We start from the raw sequence: 18412 nt of genomic DNA on the forward strand, positions 1-18412 counted from the left end.
CGGCAGGGTTTCCGGCGACGGAGGAGGGGCCGGGGAGACGGATGGGGAGCGGGCGCACAGGCGGGCACCTCCGGGTACGGGGCGGGCAGGCCGCTCTGCTCAACTCCGCCCGCGCCGTGCAGGACACGGACAGCGCCGGACAACCACGCCGTCCGGCCCAGGAACGCGGCAGCGGCCCGTCCGGAGGCGGCCGGCGGGGCGACGCGGCCGGGGCTCCGGCCCCGGGCATCCGGGGCGGCCGGGGCTCGGAGCCGGACCCGCACCACCGGAGAGCCGGTGGCCGCGCCCGTCCGGTACGCTGGGTGCAGCGCGGTTCAGGCCGCGACGACGACCCCGCGACCGACCACCACATCCATCCCGGGATCCCCCGCCGGAGCCGATTTGCGCTCCGGGGTTCCGAGTGCGTATGGTGACAGATCGTTTGATCCCATTTGCCCGGCGCTACCGTATCTCCTCGCAGACCGAGGTGATGAACGCGCCGTGTGGCGCGTTCCTGTACCGAACCGTGGCTGACCGCATAGAGGCGGGCGTATGCATACACGGAGTTTGGGCGCGTGCCGAGACTCCGGAAGGTTTTGCATTTCGCATGTCCATTTCTGCCACTGACCGCGCCGTCATGCCCGAGGACGCGGAGATCACCGCCCTCGCCGGCACCGAGCTCGACGAGGCTCCCGCCACCGCCGACGCCATCGGCGCGGCCCCCGAAGCCGCCACCGCCGAGACCCCGAGACCCCGAGACCCCGGAGTCACCTTCGGTGACCTCGGTCTCGCCGAGGCGATCGTCCGCAAGCTCTCCCAGAACGGTGTCGTCACCCCGTTCCCGATCCAGGCCGCGACCATCCCGGACGCCCTGGCCGGCAAGGACATCCTCGGCCGCGGCCGCACGGGCTCCGGCAAGACCCTCTCCTTCGGTCTGCCGCTGCTCACCCGCCTCGCCGAGGGCCGCACCGAGAAGAAGCGCCCCCGCGGCCTGATCCTCACCCCCACCCGCGAGCTGGCGATGCAGGTCGCCGACGCCCTCCAGCCCTACGGTGACGTCCTCGGCCTGAAGATGAAGGTCGTCTGCGGCGGCACCTCCATGAGCAACCAGATCTACGCGCTGGAGCGCGGCGTCGACATCCTCGTCGCCACCCCCGGCCGGCTGCGCGACCTCATCGACCGGGGTGCCGCGACGCTCGACCAGGTCGAGGTCGCCGTCCTCGACGAGGCCGACCAGATGGCCGACATGGGCTTCCTGCCCGAGGTCACCGAGATTCTCAACCTCGTGCCGGCGGGCGGCCAGCGCCTGCTGTTCTCCGCGACGCTGGAGAACGAGATCGACACCCTCGTCAAGCGCTACCTGGTCGACCCGGTGACACACGAGGTCGACGCGGCGCAGGGCGCGGTCACCACCATGAGCCACCACGTGCTCGTCGTGAAGCCGAAGGACAAGGCGCCGGTCACGGCCGCCATCGCCGCCCGCAAGGGCCGCACGATCATCTTCGTGCGGACCCAGATGGGCGCCGACCGTGTCGCCGAGCAGCTCCTCGACACCGGGGTGCGCGCGGACGCGCTGCACGGCGGCATGACGCAGGGCGCCCGGACCCGGACGCTGGCCGACTTCAAGGACGGTCGCGTCAACTGCCTCGTCGCCACGGACGTCGCCGCGCGCGGCATCCACGTCGACGACATCGACCTGGTCCTGAACGTGGACCCGGCCGGTGACCACAAGGACTACCTGCACCGCTCCGGCCGCACGGCCCGCGCGGGCCGCAGCGGCACCGTCGTCTCGCTGGCGCTCCCGCACCAGCGCAAGCAGATCTTCCGGCTGATGGAGGACGCGGGTGTCGACGCCTCGCGCCACATCGTCGGCGGAGCGGGCGCGTTCGACGAGGACGTCGCCCGGATCACCGGTGCCCGTTCGCTGACCGAGGTGCAGGCCGAGTCGGCCGGCAACGCCGCGAAGCAGGCCGAGCGCGAGGTCCAGGACCTCACCCGTCAGCTGGAGCGCGCACAGCGCCGCGCCGCCGAACTGCGCGGGGAAGCCGACCGGCTGGTGGCGCGGGCCGCGCGCGAGCGGGGCGAGGACCCGGAGGCGGCCGTCGCGGCCGCCGCCGAGGCCATGGTCGCCGCCGCGGCGGCGGAAGCCGCGGCGGAGGAGTCGCGGGCCGCCGCGTCCGTGCCGGCCCAGTCCGCGGCCGCGGGCGAGCGCCGTGACGACCGGGGCAACTTCGACCGCCGTGACCGTCGCGACGACCGGTCCGGCGGCTACGGAGACCGCGGTGGCAACAGCGGTGGCTACGGCGACCGCGGCGGCTACGGCCGCGAGCGCCGGGACGACCGCTCCTCCGGCGGCTTCAACCGCGACCGCGGTGACCGCCGCGACGACCGCTCCGGCGGCGGCTACCGCCGGGACGACCGTCCGAGCGGTGGGTTCAGCCGTGACCGTCGGGACGACCGTCCGGGTGGCGGCTTCAACCGCGACCGCCGTGACGACCGTCCGAGCGGTGGCTACAGCCGTGACCGTCGCGACGACCGTCCGAGCGGTGGCTACGGTGCCGGCCGTTCGGGCAGCGGTTACAGCCGTGACCGCCGCGACGACCGTCCGGCCGGCGGCTACAGCCGTGACCGCCGGGACGACCGCGGAGGCTTCGGCGCCGCCCGTCCGCACGAGCGCCGCGACGACCGCCCCGGCTTCAGTCACCGGGGTGGCGACCGCCCGCACAACCGCGACCGTCGTGACGACCGTCCCTTCAGTCGCGACGACCGCCCGGCCCGCCGCGACGACCACCGCGGCAGCACCAACACCGCCGGCGGCCGTCCGTTCGACCGCCGTGCCGACAAGCCGCGCTGGAAGCGCAACGGCTGACGGCACCTGACCGAACACCCGTGCCTCGGGGCCCGTACGCACTGCGTCGTACGGGCCCCGAGGCCGTGTCCGGGCCCGCGCCACCGTGCCCGGTCCGCGCCGACGGGGGGCGCGGCGACGCGGGCCCGGAATCCCGAGCCGCTGTCGGCGAACAGGGGTATACCCGATCGGTTCGCGGCCCGCGGAGGGCTATGCTCGGGGGAGCACGACCAAGGGCCGTTAGCTCAATTGGCAGAGCAGTGGACTTTTAATCCATTGGTTGTGGGTTCGAGTCCCACACGGCCTACCACCGAGGCCCGGACCGGCACCGACGCCGATCCGGGCCTCACGGCATTCCGGCCACTCCCCGCACCGGGAGGACGAGTTGGCGTGTGCGGTGGTGGCGTTCGCGGCAACTGTGTCCGCCGCCCCGCCGGTTGGGGCGCCGGCGGACTGCCGGGCCGCCGCCCGTCCTGAAGCCGGCGATGTGCGGTTGCGTGGGGCAGGGGCCGTGGCCGAGCAGGGGCCGGGGCCGCTGTGGCTGCGGCAGCGCACCGATGACCCCGACGACACCGGGGATCGCGGTGATCCCGATGACCGGGAGAGGTCCCGGATTGCCGTGCGGGAGGAGGCCGGGCACCGGCCGAAGGAGAGGACCGTGGAGGAGGGGGGACCAATGGTCCCTCTCCCGGGCCGACCGGGCCCTGCCGTCCGTGTGCCGATACGGCGATGGTGGGTCATGCGGGTCCTGCTGTGGGGGCGGGACACATTGGGGTAGCCGGACGTGCGGTTGGGCGACCGGGCACGGATACGACCCGTGCCGGGTGCCGCGCGCACCGTACGTCCGGCAGGTCTCCGGACCGGCCCGTGGGGACGGGTGCGGTCACGGCTCCGCGACGGGGACGGCGGGTGGGACCGCCGTCCCCGTCGTCATGCCGTCCACCGCCGGAACCGCCGCAGCCCCGCCCCGCCACCACCGCAGCCGCCACCACCGCCGTACGGTGCCGCACACGGCCCGTCCGGTACGGCCCCGCCGCCCGGGTCTCCCGTCCCGCTCGCCTCCGCGGTCGCCTCCGCGGTCGCCTCCGCGGTCGCCTCCGCGGTCGCTTTCGCGGTGCTGTGGCCCGGCGATCCGGACCGGCCGCGGCCCGACCGGCGGACCGTATGCCGGGAGCCGAGCCGTTCGTCCGCATTCGGGTTGACCTTTACGCTACGTCAAGTTCTACGGTCGTGAGCACCGGGTGAGAGACGCCCGGGGATGTGGAAACAGCAAGGGGGAGCCGCGATGGAGTGGTCGATCCAGGACATCGCGCGCCGTGCGGGGACGACCAGCCGGACGCTGCGCCACTACGACGACATCGGCCTGTTGCCGCCCAGCCGGATCGGCGGCAACGGCTACCGCTACTACGACCAGTCCGCGCTGGTCAGGCTTCAGCGGATTCTGCTGCTGCGCGAGCTGGGCCTGGGGCTGCCCGCCATCGCCGAGGTGCTGGCCGGACAGCGCGACGAGACCGCCGCGCTCCGCACGCATCTGCGGCTGCTGGAGCACGAACGGGAGCGGATCGGGCGGCAGATCGCATCGGTGCGGACCACCTTGCGCAAGACGGAGGAGGGCGAAGAGCTCATGGCCGACGAAATATTCGACGGTTTCGACCACGACCGGCACAAGGAGGAGGTGATCGAGCGCTGGGGGCGCGACGCCTACGAGAGTTCCGACCGCTGGTGGCGCTCGCTCGGCGACGAGGGCCGGCAGTCCTTCCAGCAGCGGGAGCTGGACATCGCCCTGGACTTCGGCAAAACCGCGCGGGCCGGTGCCTCCCCGGACAGTGAGGAGGCGCAGGCGATCACCCGGCGCCACTACACCTGGCTGTCGGACGCCTCCCCGGATCCCTCCAAGGATTACTTCATCGGGCTGGCCGAGATGTACGTCGCCGATCCGCGGTTCGCCGCCCACTACGACCGGCATGGTGAGGGAGTCGCGGAGTTCGTCCGGGACGCCATGAAGGTGTATGCCGAGCGGCACCTCGGCGACTGAACTGAGGGGGCGCGGCGGTGAGGGGTGTCCGGTGGTCCGCCGGACACCAGGCCGGGGCATGGCATCGGACGAACCCGGGCCGCCGATCCGGGCCGGCGGCCTCGGTTGCCGGTCCGGGCCGCCGACCGGACTGCCGGGCGGCCCGGGTTCGTCCGGTCCGGGTGGCCGCCGGACGGTCCGAGGAACCCGGGCCCCGGGAACGTCCCGGACACCCCGGACGGTCCGCGCAGATCGCGCAGCCGGGACCGCCCGGGCCCGCTGGCGGCGGGTGGTCAGAAGCCTCCGCCGCCGCCGAAGTCCCCTCCGCCTCCGAAGCCGCCGCCGTCGAACCCTCCGCCGAAGTCACCCGGGTTGAAGTCGGAGCCGGTGTACTCGCCGCCCTCGGCGCCCGCACCGTAGTCACCGCCGCCGTCGGCGCCGTAGGCGTGAGGGGCGAACATCATGTTGCCGAGCATGGTGCCGACCAGCAGCCCGGGCAGCATTCCGCCGCCGAAGTAACCCCCGGCCCAGGGGGCGTAGGCGGGTCCGGCCTCCCAGTACGGCCGGCGGCCGGACGCCGTCTCGACGGTGCGGGCCATCGGCTCGTGGCCGTCGGCGATCCGGGCGGCATCGGCGGCGCACACCGGGACGGTGCGCGCCGTTCCGCCCTCGGGCGCCCACTCGACGTCCTCGGTGGACGGGCCGTGGCGGGGGTCGAAGAAGCAGGGCGGCCGGCGTTCCGGCAGCGGAGTGCCGGCGCGCCGGGCGTCCAGGGTGGCCAGCGAGAAGCGGCCGTCCTCCAGGGCCTCGGTGACCTGGCGGACGTCACCGGGGTGGTGGGCGCGGGCCATCGCGGCCTTCGCCTTCTCGTAGGAGTCCAGCGCGTGGGAGAAGTCGCGGCGCATGGCCTCGTCGGTCTCCGGCGCGGAGGGGTCGAAGTCGAGCCGGTCCAGTTCCTCGCCGAAGGCGGTGATGTCCTCGTCCACCAGGGGCCGTACGGTCTCGAGTTCGGCCTTCTCGCGTTCCGCCCGGCGGTTGCGGTTGCGCCGGGAGACGGTGAAGGCCGCCAGGACGCCCGCCAGCGCCAGAGCGCCGAGGGTGACCAGAGTGACGACACCGGCCACGGTGTTCGTCCCGCCGTCGCCGCCGCCGTCGCTCCAGGAGCCGGGCGCGGAACCGTTGGCCTGCTGGACCGCCTGGCCGACGAAGTCGTCGAGCAGGGCGGCGGTGTCGGTGCCGTGTTCCCGCTCGACGGCGCCGGTCAGGTTCCCCACGGCGTTCTGGGACATGACCCGGCTGTCGGCGCCCGCGTCGAAGCCGTCGCCGAGGGCGACCGCGTAGACGCCGCTGACACCGACCCGGGTCCGCAGATCCCGGAGCAGGCTGTCGGGGTCGAACTCCGCGGCCTCCGGCAGGACGGCGACGAAGACGGGCTTGTCGGCGTTCTCGATGGTGTCGGCCAGTGCCTCGGCCTCGGCGCCGGAGAGCCGGCCGGAGGCCCGGGGATCCACATAGACCGGGCCGCTCCGCAGGGCTTCCGCGGCGCCGCCGAGGCCGTCGGCCGCCCGGGCACCCGGAGCGAGGAGCCCGGCCGCGACCAGAAGGGCCGCTAGCAGGGCGAGCACCGGTCCGAGCACGGCATTGCGCGATGTGCTCCTCATATCTTCGAAGCTACACGAAAGGGGGCAAGAACCACCGGGCCCGGAGTCACCGGACTCCGGCGGAGCCCGACGGTGAGGCCCGGTGGCCCCACCGCTTGCCACCGCGGCCCGTCACCCGAACGGCGCACGCGGATTCGCCCTCCGCTCCGGAACGGCCCAGGGTGGCAGGGGGCGCGGTGTCGTTCCGTAACCGGACGGACCGGGACCGGGCAGGAGATCACAGGTGGTGCAGCGAGGACAGCTGTGCAGCAGCGGCGACGGCCGGACACGGTTCCGCGGTGCTCCGTTCCCCTGCTGGATCCCGGGCTTCCTGATCGTCGGCGGCCTGGTCTTCGGCCTGTTGGCACCGCCGGAGCTGACCGGCTCGCCGTTCTTCGCAGCCGCGCCCATGGTCGCCGCGGCCCTCTACACCGGCCCCGCCACGATCCTGACGGCCGTCGTCTCCAGCCTGGCGATGCTCGGGATCGCTCTGCTGCACCACACGCTCGGGCAGTACCAGTCGCTGCTCGACACGGCCACGGTGGTCACCGTGGCGGGCCTCGCCGTCTTCATCAACCGCGTGGTGCGCCACGGCCACCGCGCGCTGGCCTCCGTCCGGAATGTCGCGGAGGCCGCCCAGCGGGCCGTGCTGCCGGCCCCTGCCGGCCGCATCGGCGGGCTGCGCGTCGCCGCCCGCTACGAGGCCGCGCAGGCGGACGCGGGAATCGGTGGCGACCTCTACGCGGTCCAGTCCACCCCGCACGGGGTGCGGCTCATCGTCGGTGACGTACGCGGCAAGGGCATAGGGGCGGTGGGCGCGGTCGCGATCGTCCTCGGGGCGTTCCGGGAAGCGGCCGAGGAGGAGCCGGAGCTGACGGGGATCGCGGAACGGCTGGAGGGCGCGCTCGTGCGGGAGGCGAAGCGCCGGGAAGGGCTGGAGCGGAGCGAGGGGTTCACCACGGCCGTGCTCGCCGAGATCCCGCACGAGAGCTCCCTCGGGGCGGACCCGGGTGGATCCGGCGCTCCCGGCGGGAGCGCTTCCGGGCTGTCGGCCCGGAGGCTGCGGCTGCTCAACCGCGGTCACCCGGCCCCGCTGATGCTCACCGGTGACGGGACCGTGTGCGCCGTCGAACCGCTAGTGCCCGCCGTACCGCTCGGCCTGGCGTGGCTGCGGACCGAGCCGGACCGGGTGGAGGAGATCGTGTTTCCGCGCGGGTGCACCCTCCTGCTCTTCACCGACGGCGTCACGGAGGCCCGCAACCGTGCCGGTGAGTTCTACGATCCCCAACTCAGTCTGACCGGACGGTCCTTCAGCGACCCGGAGGAGCTGCTGGACACCATCGTCGGGGACGTGGCCCTGCACACCGGCGGCCGCGCCCATGACGACATGGCGCTCCTCGCGGTCACGGACATCCCCGAGCGGCGCTCCTGACCGCCGGGTCCCCTGAGCGCCGGACCTCCCCACCGCCGGATCTCCCGACTGCCGGACCGCGGGCCGCGGACCCTCGCCGTCCGCTCCGGCACGCCCGCAACCCGACGTCCGCCGCCGGCCACGGCAACGCTGTGTGACGGCAGGTGTCCAGGCGATAACAACTGATGCACGATCAGCGGAAACAGGTTTTCCGCCGCCCGGTCAACTCGCCCGGCTCTGGCGGCCGATGTCCGTTTTCTTCATGCGGTCATTACCAAAAGATCAGCCGGAACGGCTTGGAATACGGGTGCTCCGTCAATTAACGTTCGATAACGCAGCGCGGTCGTCCCAGCCGCCACCAAGGGTGGCACCGCCTGCGCAGTCGCCGAATCCCGCATGCGCGGAACAGCACCACCTGCACCAAGGGAACCGGGGAACCAATCCTTGGGGTGAATCGGGCCCCTCCGCGAGGAGGGAACCGTAGGAGACCTTCCTGCTCCGAACCCGTCAGCTAACCCGGTAGGCGAGAAGGAAGGAAAGGAGTGCGCCTCCGTGGCGTCCAGCAGCCCTGCCCCCGAGACGTGGGCCGGTCCGTCCACCTCCGGTCCCCTCTTCGACGGAGAGCCCGTCGGTGAGTGGAACCCCACCGCCGATTCCACCGCCCCGGTCCGGGGCAGGCACCGCGTCGTCAAACAGCGCGGCGGAGGCATGGCCCGGAGCGGCGCCGTCCTGGGCGTCGGGGTGATCGCGGCTGTAGGCGCCGGCGGCATGGCCACGGCCAAGGACCGCCCCCCGGCCCCCATCTCGCTGCCCGACCTCTCCCCGGTGACGGACAAGCTGCCCGCCATCGACTCCCTGGTCGGCGGCTCCAACGACGTCTCCGCCACCGCCAGCCGCGCCCCGCTGTCGCAGGCCGGGCTCACCACGGACGAGATCGCTCAGGGCGCCGACGCCGGAGAGGCCCTGCGGGCCCGCATCATGCGCCAGGCCGAGCAGCAGCAGAGCGTCGCCGAGACCACCGAGCGGCTGGCCGCCGAGCAGGCCGCGCGGGAGAAGGCCGCCGAGGACGCCGCCGCCAAGAAGGCGGAGGCCGAGGCGGCCAAGAAGAAGGCCGCGGAGGAGGCCGAGCGCAAGGCGGAAGAGGAAGCCGCGCGCAAGGCGGAGGAGGAGCGGCTGGCCAAGCTGGCCGCCAGCTACGCGCTTCCGCTCTCCTCCTACACCCTCACCTCGAGCTTCGGCGAGTCCGGCTCCATGTGGTCCAGCAGCCACACCGGCCAGGACTTCGCCGCCCCGACCGGCACCCCCGTCAAGGCGGTGCACGGCGGCACGATCACCGAGGCCGGCTGGGCCGGTTCGTACGGCTACCGCATCATCCTCACCCTCGATGACGGCACGGAGATCTGGTACTGCCACCTCTCCTCGATGACCGTCACCTCCGGCGAGGTCACCACCGGCGACACGATCGGCCGCGTCGGCTCCACCGGCAACTCCTCCGGCCCGCATCTCCACCTGGAGGTCCGGCCCGGTGGCGGCGACCCGGTCAACCCCGCGGCCTGGCTCCGCGACCACGGCAAGAACATCTGAACCGCGACATCGCACCACGGCCCAAGCCCTCACCCTCCGGCATCCCGCGGCACGCTCGCGGACGGGCCACGCCCGCTCGGCCCGGTCCGGGGGCCGGAAGCGGAGGGCGCGCTCGCAGACGCGCCCTCCGGCCCCCGGGTGTTACCCCGTGTCCCGCTTCTGCGTATGCCCCACCCGTCTGCCGCAAACCCCGTACCCTGCGGCTTTCCACCGACGGTCCCGGCCGCCCCCATCCCGGCCTCCCCGCATCGCCCCGCCCACTCGCAGCGCGGGCCTCTGCTCCGGCAGCCCTGGTGCGTCCCCCGACGCCAGGGCCGCCGGCCTGCCCGGCCCCTGATCCCTCCGGCCGGCCCACCCCGGGGGCGTGAATCGCACGGCGCCGGGAACCTGCCTGCACGGATGAGCACCGGGGCGCCGCCCCGGGCCGGAGCCGAGCGGAGGGTGCGGGGATGGCGGCGGACTACCCCTTGGACGCGCGAGCGGGAACGGGCACGGTCACCACGGCCGTGCCCGCCCGGCTGGACAGACTGCCCTGGTCACGCTGGCACTGGACCATCGTCATCGGCCTCGGCACCGTGTGGATCCTCGACGGTCTGGAGGTCACCGTCGTCGGCAACATCGCGGGCCGGCTCTCGGAGGAGGGCAGCGGTCTGCCCATCAGCTCCGGCCAGGTCACCGGTGTCGCCGCGGCGCTCTACGTCGCCGGGGCCTGTCTGGGCGCGCTCTTCTTCGGCCGGCTCACCGACCGCTACGGCCGCAAGAAGCTCTTCATCATCACGCTGGCCGTCTATCTGGCCGCCACCGCGCTGACCGCCGTCTCCTTCTCCAGCTGGTGGTTCTTCGTCTTCCGCTTCCTCACGGGCTTCGGCATCGGCGGCGAGTACGCGGCCATCAACTCGGCCATCGACGAGCTGATCCCTTCCCTCTACCGGGGCCGGGTCGACCTCATCATCAACGGCAGTTTCTGGCTGGGCGCGGTCGGCGGTTCCCTGCTGTCCATCGTCATGCTGGACACCGACATCTTCCCCAAGGACCTCGGCTGGCGGCTGACCTTCGGGCTGGGCGTCGTCTTCGGACTGGTGATCCTCCTCGTCCGCCGGCACGTACCGGAGAGTCCACGCTGGCTCTTCATCCACGGCCGGGGCGAGGAGGCGGAAGCCCTGGTCCGGGAGGCCGAGGAGCAGGTCACCGCCGAGAAGGGCGAGGAACTCCCGGAGCCGGCCGGCGAGATCACCATCCACCAGCGCAAGAGCATCGGCTTCGGGCTGATCGCCCGCACCGTCTTCTCGCACTACCGCAGGCGCGCCGTCCTCGGCTTCTCGCTCTTCATCGGCCAGGCCTTCCTCTACAACGCCATCACCTTCGGCTTCGGCGCGATCCTCACCACGTTCTACGACGTGGGCACCGGCTCCACCGGCTACTTCTTCGCGGTGATCGCGCTGGGCAACTTCTTCGGGCCGCTGCTGCTCGGCAAGCTCTTCGACACCGTGGGCCGCAAGATCATGATTTCCGGCACGTACATCCTCTCCGGTGTGCTCCTCTTCATCACCGCCTGGCTCTTCGACGGTGGCCATCTGACCGCCAGGACCCTCACCGCCTGCTGGTGCGTGGTGCTCTTCTTCGCCTCGGCCGGTGCGAGCTCCGCGTATCTGACGGTCAGCGAGGTCTTCCCGATGGAGACCCGGGCCATGGCGATCGCCTTCTTCTACGCGATCGGCACCGCCGCGGGCGGCATCAGCGGCCCGCTCGTCTTCGCGAAGCTCACCGGGTCGGGCGTCGTCGGCGACACCGTGCTGGCCTTCCAGATCGGTGCCGCGCTGATGACCCTGGCCGGTGTGGTGGCCGCCGTGCTCGCCGTACCGGCGGAGCGGCGTTCGCTGGAGGACATCGCCACCCCGCTCTCCCAGCGGACCGCCGAGCCGAGCGGGGCCCCCGGGGGGACCGGCGCCCCGTACCGCGGGCTGACGCCGGTGCCGCGCCGCGTGCCGGATCGGTGAACCCCGGCCGGGGAGCGGTGGCCGAGCCTCGGTAACCGCGCCTCGGTAACCGCGGATCAGTAACGGAGGATCAGTAACGGCGGCTCAGTGACCGCGGGAGCCGGGGCCGTACGAACCGTGACCGTACGGTGCGTACGGCCCCGGCTGCGGCCGTTGCCCCGGCGGCCACGGTCCCGGCTGCGGTCCCGTCCACGCCCCCGGCTGCCCCGGCTGGTACGGGACCCCGGGTCCGCCGGGCCCCTGCCCGTACGGCATCCCCGGCCCGTACGGCTGCCACCGCGGTGGTGCCACCGGTGCCGTGACCGCCGCGGCGTGCAGCAGGGCGGGCCGGGCCAGGGCCTTGCGCTGCCACAGATGGTGCAGCAGCTCCTGCTCGCGGACGGCGAAGTCCGCGCCCGCCGCGCCCTGATGGGCCCGCCGCCGCAGAAAGGCCAGGGCCGTGGCGAAGGACTGGTACTCGGAGACGGCTCGGGCGGCCGGAGCGCCGTGCGTACGGCGCGCGAGACGCCGGGCGACCGCACGGGCCCGCATCGACGACAGCGCGTGCGGCTCGGCGGGCGCGAGCCAGCCCGCCGCCACATACGCCGGCAGGTACTCCCGGACGGCCCGCAGCTCACCCGCCCGGGAGCGGATCACCACGGTGGTCAGCACCACGAACAGCGGCACCATGAACAGGGCGTAGACCGCGATGAAGCCGTGGCCTCCCAGGGACGTCGAGCCGTTCCACACGCTGTGCAGGCCCATGGCCGTCGCCAGCCCGGAGAGCGGCAGCAGCACCCGGCCGGCGCGTGCCCGCGGCGTGAGCTGCGCGACGAGCCCGAAACCGATCCCGGTCAGCGACGTGAACAGCGGATGCGCGAACGGCGACAGCACGATGCGGACGATGAAGGTCTGCGCGGTCACGGACTCGAACCCCGAGTTGCCGAGCGCCTCGTCCTCGCCGAAGGCGGTGCCCAGGAAGAGGATGTTCTCGGTGAAGGCGAAGCCGGTGGCCGTGATCCCCGCGATCACCACACCGTCGACGATGCCGTGGAAGTCCCGCCGCCGGAAGACGAACAACAACAGCAGCGCTGCGGCCTTGGCGCTCTCCTCCACCACCGGGGCGACGACCGCCGCCCCCCAGGTGTCCGCGTCACCGGCCGAGGAGACCCCGGCCCGCGCGACGATCCACCGCACCGCGAGACCGTTGGCCAGAATCGCCACGAGGGTGGCGGCACACGCTCCCCAGGCGAACGCGAACGCCAGATTCCGCCAGGGCTCGGGCTCCACCCGGTCCAGCCAGCAGAACGCCGCGACCAGCAGGGGAACGGGAAGCACGGCGAGGCCCAGACCGACCACGAAGCCCCGGGTGCCGGTCTGCTGCCGGACCAGCGCGAGGATCACCAGGCCGCACAGCGCCAGCAGGATGACCAGGGCGCCGACGCGCACCGCTCTGCTCTCCCAGAGCGCGCGGCGCGGACGGTAGCGCCACTGCGCACGGTCGGGCACGGCGTCGAACCGGGGACGCGGCTGGTACTCCGGCACCGGCGGCTGCGCGGGACCGGGCCGCTGCGGGGGTGGGGACGGGTGCATCCACCGACCCTAACGAGACGGGCCCGGCGGTGCGGCGGCCTTCGGTCAGCGGCGGCGGAACAGGACGTCGTGGACGCGGTGCCCCTTGCCGAGACCGGCGTTCTCGAACTTCGTCACCGGACGGAACGCGGGCCGGGGGGCGTAGCCGCCGCCGGGCACGGTGTTCTCCAACTCGGGGCAGGCGGTCAGCACCTCCAGCATCTGCTCGGCGTACGGCTCCCAGTCGGTCGCGCAGTGGAACAGCGCGCCCGGCCGCAGCCGGTCCGCGGCCAGCGTGACGAACTCCGGCTGGATCAGCCGGCGCTTGTGGTGCCGCTTCTTGGGCCAGGGGTCCGGGAAGAACACCCTCAGGCCCGCCAGGGCGCCCGGCTCGATCATCTCCCGCAGCAGGATGATCGCGTCGCCGTTGGCCACCCGGATGTTCGTCAGCCCCTCGCGCTCGGCGAGCGCCAGCAGATTGCCCTGGCCGGGGGTGTGCACATCGGCGGCGAGTATGCCGGTGCCGGGGTCGTCGGCGGCCATCCGCGCGGTGGCCTCCCCCATGCCGAAGCCGATCTCCAGCACCACGGGCAGGCCGCCGAACAGGGCGTCGAGATCGAGCGTGGACCGCCCGTCGATGTCCAGGCCCCGCGTCGGCCAGAGCCGGCGCAGCGCCTCCCCCTGCCCGGCCGTCACGCGCCCGCGGCGCGGCCGGAAGCTCCGGATCCGGCGCTCGTGGTGCGACCCGGCCGGGTCGACCGCGGGGCCTTCGGGGAACAGCAGCTTCCGCTCGGAGCGGTTCGCTGCCGGCGGGGCGGCCTCGACGCGGGTGGCGCCGTGTGGATCGGGCACCGGCGGGGACGTGTGGTTACGGGAATCGGACACAATGCCTCCGATTCTACGGCGGCCCCGCACCCGCCCCGGCCCGGCCGCCGGGATCCCGGGGCCGGCGCGCGGGGCCTGTCCGCCCCTTCCCATCGGTCCGCGGCGCCCGGCGCCGCACCTCGCCGCGTTGCCGGGCCCTCCCCACATCCCCACACGACATTCCCCACGGCATCCCCGCACGCCCGAGCAGGCCCACGCCCGCGGGCGGCCCTCCGCCGTGCGGTGCACGGCACCGGACGCCGTGGCCCGGTCCGACGCACCCAGGGGCGGGCAGGCCCTACACCCGCACCATGCCCAGGGCGGCCAGGGCCCGCCGCGCCACCTCGCGTCCGATCGGCAGGGAAGCCGTGGCGGCTGGGGAGGGGGCGTTGAGCACATGGACGGTCCGAGGCGCCTCAGCGAACAGGAAATCGTCCACCAGGCCGCCGTCCGGCAGCACCGCCTGCGCGCGGACCCCCGCAGGCGCCGGCACCAGATCCGCGGGGGACACCTCGGGCAGTATCCTCCGCACCGCCTCCGTGAAGGCCCTCTTCGAGAGCGAGCGGCGCAGCTCACCGGCGCCGTACCGCCAGTGGCGGCGGGCTATCCGCCAGGAACCGGGGAACGCCAGCGTCCCGGCCAGCTCGGCGGGGCGCAGGGTCCGCCAGTCGTAGCCCTCGCGGGCCAGCGCGGGGACGGCGTTGGGGCCGATGTGCACATGGCCGTCGATACCCCGGGTGAGATGGACGCCCAGGAACGGGAACGCCGGGTCCGGCACCGGATAGACCAGGCCCCGGACCAGCCCGGCCCGGCTCGGCGCCAGCGCGTAGTACTCCCCGCGGAAGGGGACGATCCGCATGCCCGGCTCGTCACCGGCCAGCCGCGCCACCCGGTCACTGTGCAGCCCCGCGCAGTTCACCAGGGCCCGGGCCCGCAGCACCGCACCGTCGGCGGTGCGCACCGCCACCGATGAGGAGCGCCGGCCGATGGCCCGCACCTCGGCGCCGTACCGGATGCTCGCGCCCGCCTCCTCCGCCAGCCGGGCCAGCCGGCGGGCGACCGCCCCGTAATCGCACACCCCGGTGGAGCCGACATGGATCGCGGCCAGCCCCCGCACCGCCGGTTCCTTCTCCGCGATCTGCGCCGGTCCCAGCTCGCGCACCGGTATGCCGTGCTCCCGGCCGCGCTGCACCAAAGCGTGCAGCCGCGGCAGTTCCTCGCGTTCGGTGGCGACGATCAGCTTGCCGGTCACCTCGTGCGGCAGACCCTGCTCGGCACAGAACCGCACCATCTCGGCGGCACCCCGCACCGCGAAGCGCGCCTTGAACGAGCCCGGGCGGTAGTAGATGCCGCTGTGGATCACGCCGCTGTTGCGCCCCGTCTGGTGGAGCGCCGGGCCGGGCTCCTTCTCCAGCACGACCACCCGGGTGCCGGGCGCCGCGCGCGTGATCGCGTACGCGGACGACAGCCCGACGATTCCGCCGCCGATCATCAGGACGTCGCAGTCGTACGACACCGCCCCACACCTCCCCGCTCGCGCTCCGCCTCTCCCGATGATGCCCTGGCCCACTGACAGCCGCCCGAAACCTGCCGGCGGAGCTCCACCGCCGGGTCCCCGGGGGTGAGATCGGCGAGATCGGCGAGATCCGGAGATCCACGTTCGTCAGGAGGGTGTCCACGCCGCCTCCGGGGCCGGAGGCGTAGGCTTCCGTCCCCGTGCCGGTGACCGACGCCAGGGGTGCCCCGATGAGCTGCTTGACGGTGAACGACGCCACGCTCCACTACGACGACCTCGGTCCGGCGGACGGCATACCGGTCGTCCTGGTGCACGGGCACCCGTTCAACCGCACGCTGTGGGCTCCCCAGGCCGGCGCGCTCACCGCGGCCGGGCACCGGGTGATCACCCCCGACCTGCGCGGCTACGGCTGCAGCGGCGTCACGCCGGGCAAGGTGTTGCTCTCCGGCTTCGCGGACGACATCGCCGCCCTCCTGGACCACCTCGGCGTCGAGCGCGCGGTGGTCGGCGGCGTGTCCATGGGAGGCCAGATCGCCATGGAATTCCACCGCCGCCACCCGCGGAGGGTACGGGCGCTCCTGCTGTCCGACACCTCGCCGTCCCCGGAAACGGCGGAGGGCAGACGCTTCCGCAACCGCCTGGCCGACCGGCTGCTCGCCGAGGGCATGGACGGCTACGCGGACGACGTCATCGACAAGATGCTCGCCTCCTACAACGTCACCGCCCTCCCCGACGTGGCCGCACACGTCCTGGGCATGATGCGCGCCACCGACCCCCGAGGTGCCGCGGCCGCGCTGCGCGGGCGGGCGGAACGCCCCGACTACCGCGGCACCCTCGCCGCCGTCGGGGTCCCCACCCTGGTCGTGGTCGGCGCGGACGACGTGTACACCCCGGTCGCCGAGGCCGAGGCCATCAGCCGTCTCATCCCGCACGCCACGCTGAGCGTGATCGACGGAGCCGGGCACCTGCCGGGAGTCGAACAGCCCGAGCGCTTCAACACCGTCCTGCTGGACTTCCTCCGCACGCGGGTGTCCGCCCGAGCGTGAGATGAGGTCTGTGCGGGTCTGTACGGGTCCGTGCCCGGGTGGCCGGCTCCCGCTCATGGGTTCCCGGCTGTCCCCCCGCTCCGGACGATCTCCGCCTAGGCCGGCGCCACCAGCAACGGCCGTGCCCGTTCCCGCAGTTCCGCCACGCGCGGCTCGTCCCCGTACGGCTCCAGCCGGTGCAGGAGGTCCCGTACATACTCGGTGGTCCGCGCCGAGGAGATCCGCCCGGCGACCTCCACCGCCCGCGTCCCCTGCGCGCACGCGGCGTCCAGGTTCCCGGATTCCAGTTCGGCGACCGCGGCGACCACCAGCCGCAGTCCGTGCGAGCGGACGAACTCCTCCGTCGGCTGCGAGAGTGCCTGCTCGGTGAAGCGCCGTACCTGCCGGGGCACCTTGAGGTCGCGGTAGCACTCCGCGGCGTCGGCCGCGAACCGCCCCTCGGAGTAGAACCCGAGCCAGTTGGGGTCCTGGTCGCCCGGCCGGGAGCGCTCGAGCCAGCCCTCGGAGGACCGCAGCGCGGCACTGGCCGCGTGCGAGTCGCCGGCCTTGGCGTGGGCGCGGGCCTCGACGAGCCGGAAGAAGCTCATGGTGCGGGCGGTGGCCAGGCCGCGGTTGCGTTCGACGGCGGCCTGGGCGAGGTCGACGCCCTCGTCGGCGAAGCCGCGGTAGGTGGCCTGGAGGCTCATGGAGGCCAGGACGTAGCCGCCCAGCGGCACATCGGCGGCGGCGCGTGCGAGCCGCAGCGCCTGGATGTAGTAGCGCTGGGCCGCTTCCTGCTGGCCGGTGTCGAAGGCCATCCACCCGGCGAGCCGGGTGAGTTCGGCGGTCGCGCCGAACAGGGAGCGCCCGACCTCGTCACTGTACGAACCGAGGAGCAGCGGCGCCGCGTCGACCCGCAGGCACTCGGGGACCATCGACGAACGCCAGTCACCGCCGCCGTACTTGGAGTCCCAGCGGCGGGCGTCCTCCGCGGCCTCGCGGAGCTTGGTGACGTCGCTGTGCCCGACGCGCTGCGGCGGGCCGTCGGCGGCTGCGGCCTCGGCCTCCTTCGGGTCGCGGGCGGCGTTGCTGTCGGCGGGCGTGATCAGCCAGCGCGAGGCGGGCGTCGCGTAGGCGCTGACGGCGAACGATCCGGCCAGGCTCTGCCAGATGCCGCCGCTGCCGGCCCGGCGGCCGGCGAGGTCGAGGCGGTACAGCTCGGTGGCCGAGCGGACGGCGGCACCGACGGCACGCGGGAAGGCGAGACCGACCTCGGGTGCGGGATCGGCATCGGCCAGGCCTATCTCGTGCAGCGGCACGGGGCGGCCGAGTTTGCTGCCGATGGCGGCGGCGATCAGATGGGGCGCGGCGCCCTGCGGAACCATGCCCTTGGAGACCCATCTGGCCACCGAGGTCTTGTCGTAGCGAAGCGTCAGACCGCGCTGTGCTCCGAGGTCGTTGACGCGGCGCGCCAGGCCGGCATTACTGATGCCCGCGAGGGCGAGAACGGTGCCGAGCTTCTCGTTCGGCCCGCGTTGCTCCCTGGACATGAGCCACCCCTCGACACACCGACGGCCGCCCCGGCATAGGCACGGGGCATTCGTAAGCCCAGCGTAGTTGCCCACATCCCGACCGTTAAGGGGCGAAGTACCGGATGGCGAGAATGTGGCCGTGACGGGGAGCGTGGCCGGGCCCGTGCCCCGGGGGTGTGCCGCCCTGCGCCCGGATGTGCGCGCTGTCCCGGCCAGCGCGAGAGCGCTTCCATGAGGAGCGCGTGGGTCGGCCCGCCGCACCGGATCCAGCGGGCCGGGGGGACCCCGTCGCCTCATTCCCCGCGGGCGGCGGGACGGTCCGGGAGGCGCTGACCGTCTCCCGGGCCGCACCGTTCCCGACGGTGGCGCCCACCCGTACGGCCGCCCGAAGTTGGCTTGTTTTCGCCCTTCTCAACGGGGCGCATGGCGTGGGAGTGCGTGCTCCCTCAAC

Annotated in this window: 11 protein-coding genes, 1 tRNA gene and 1 riboswitch; of the genes, 7 read left to right on the plus strand and 5 right to left on the minus strand. The window is 73.5% G+C overall.

From position 1 onward, the window contains the following. Positions 1-586 precede the first annotated feature (586 nt). The 3 genes from E4N63_RS17245 (at position 587) to E4N63_RS17255 (ending at position 4862) form a co-directional block, all read left to right on the plus strand. On the plus strand, positions 587-2848 hold the full coding sequence (locus E4N63_RS17245; protein ID WP_230241095.1) for a DEAD/DEAH box helicase: 2262 nt from the start codon (positions 587-589) through the stop codon (positions 2846-2848). A gap of 213 nt (positions 2849-3061) precedes the next feature. Further along, positions 3062-3137, plus strand: a tRNA-Lys gene (locus tag E4N63_RS17250). A gap of 975 nt (positions 3138-4112) precedes the next feature. After that, a complete protein-coding gene (locus E4N63_RS17255; RefSeq protein ID WP_230241096.1) occupies positions 4113-4862 on the plus strand; it encodes a MerR family transcriptional regulator in 750 nt (249 codons plus the stop codon). A gap of 272 nt (positions 4863-5134) precedes the next feature. Here E4N63_RS17255 and E4N63_RS17260 read toward each other — a convergent pair whose 3' ends face one another. After that, complete coding sequence (locus E4N63_RS17260) at positions 5135-6502, minus strand: hypothetical protein (RefSeq protein WP_125623029.1); 1368 nt, start codon at positions 6500-6502, stop codon at positions 5135-5137. Between the two features lie 226 nt (positions 6503-6728). Here E4N63_RS17260 and E4N63_RS17265 point away from each other — a divergent pair, with 226 nt between their 5' ends. The 3 genes from E4N63_RS17265 to E4N63_RS17275 all read left to right on the plus strand — a co-directional run bounded on the left by E4N63_RS17265 (position 6729) and on the right by E4N63_RS17275 (position 11473). Continuing rightward, a complete protein-coding gene (locus E4N63_RS17265) occupies positions 6729-7913 on the plus strand; it encodes a PP2C family protein-serine/threonine phosphatase (protein ID WP_374112875.1) in 1185 nt (394 codons plus the stop codon). 352 nt (positions 7914-8265) lie between these two features. Continuing rightward, positions 8266-8433: riboswitch (cyclic di-AMP (ydaO/yuaA leader) on the plus strand. Positions 8434-8444: 11 nt separating this feature from the next. Beyond that, positions 8445-9476 carry a M23 family metallopeptidase gene (locus E4N63_RS17270; protein WP_228429459.1) on the plus strand — a complete coding sequence of 344 codons (1032 nt, stop codon included), beginning with the start codon at positions 8445-8447 and terminating at the stop codon, positions 9474-9476. A gap of 449 nt (positions 9477-9925) precedes the next feature. Further along, positions 9926-11473, plus strand: a complete 1548-nt coding sequence (locus E4N63_RS17275) for an MFS transporter (protein WP_125623030.1) — start codon at positions 9926-9928, stop codon at positions 11471-11473. Between the two features lie 84 nt (positions 11474-11557). On the opposite strand, the gene E4N63_RS17280 is transcribed toward E4N63_RS17275, so the two are convergent. The 3 genes from E4N63_RS17280 to lhgO all read right to left on the minus strand — a co-directional run bounded on the left by E4N63_RS17280 (position 11558) and on the right by lhgO (position 15380). After that, on the minus strand, positions 11558-13045 hold the full coding sequence (locus E4N63_RS17280) for a PrsW family intramembrane metalloprotease (RefSeq protein WP_125623031.1): 1488 nt from the start codon (positions 13043-13045) through the stop codon (positions 11558-11560). A 45-nt stretch (positions 13046-13090) separates the two neighbouring features. Then, positions 13091-13876 (minus strand): tRNA (guanosine(46)-N7)-methyltransferase TrmB, encoded by a 786-nt coding sequence (gene trmB, locus E4N63_RS17285; RefSeq protein WP_374112790.1) that lies wholly within the window; start codon positions 13874-13876, stop codon positions 13091-13093. A 310-nt stretch (positions 13877-14186) separates the two neighbouring features. Next, entirely contained in the window at positions 14187-15380 is a 1194-nt protein-coding gene (gene lhgO / locus E4N63_RS17290) for an L-2-hydroxyglutarate oxidase (RefSeq protein ID WP_230242523.1), read from the minus strand. A 254-nt stretch (positions 15381-15634) separates the two neighbouring features. Between lhgO and E4N63_RS17295 the strand changes: the two genes are divergently transcribed. Next, positions 15635-16450 (plus strand): alpha/beta fold hydrolase, encoded by an 816-nt coding sequence (locus E4N63_RS17295; protein ID WP_230241098.1) that lies wholly within the window; start codon positions 15635-15637, stop codon positions 16448-16450. A 95-nt stretch (positions 16451-16545) separates the two neighbouring features. On the opposite strand, the gene E4N63_RS17300 is transcribed toward E4N63_RS17295, so the two are convergent. Continuing rightward, positions 16546-17979 (minus strand): hypothetical protein, encoded by a 1434-nt coding sequence (locus E4N63_RS17300; RefSeq protein ID WP_019707144.1) that lies wholly within the window; start codon positions 17977-17979, stop codon positions 16546-16548. Between the last annotated feature and the right edge of the window lie 433 nt (positions 17980-18412).

It is taken from the genome of Streptomyces sp. MNU89 (assembly GCF_020982505.1).
Lineage (GTDB): Bacteria > Actinomycetota > Actinomycetes > Streptomycetales > Streptomycetaceae > Streptomyces > Streptomyces xinghaiensis.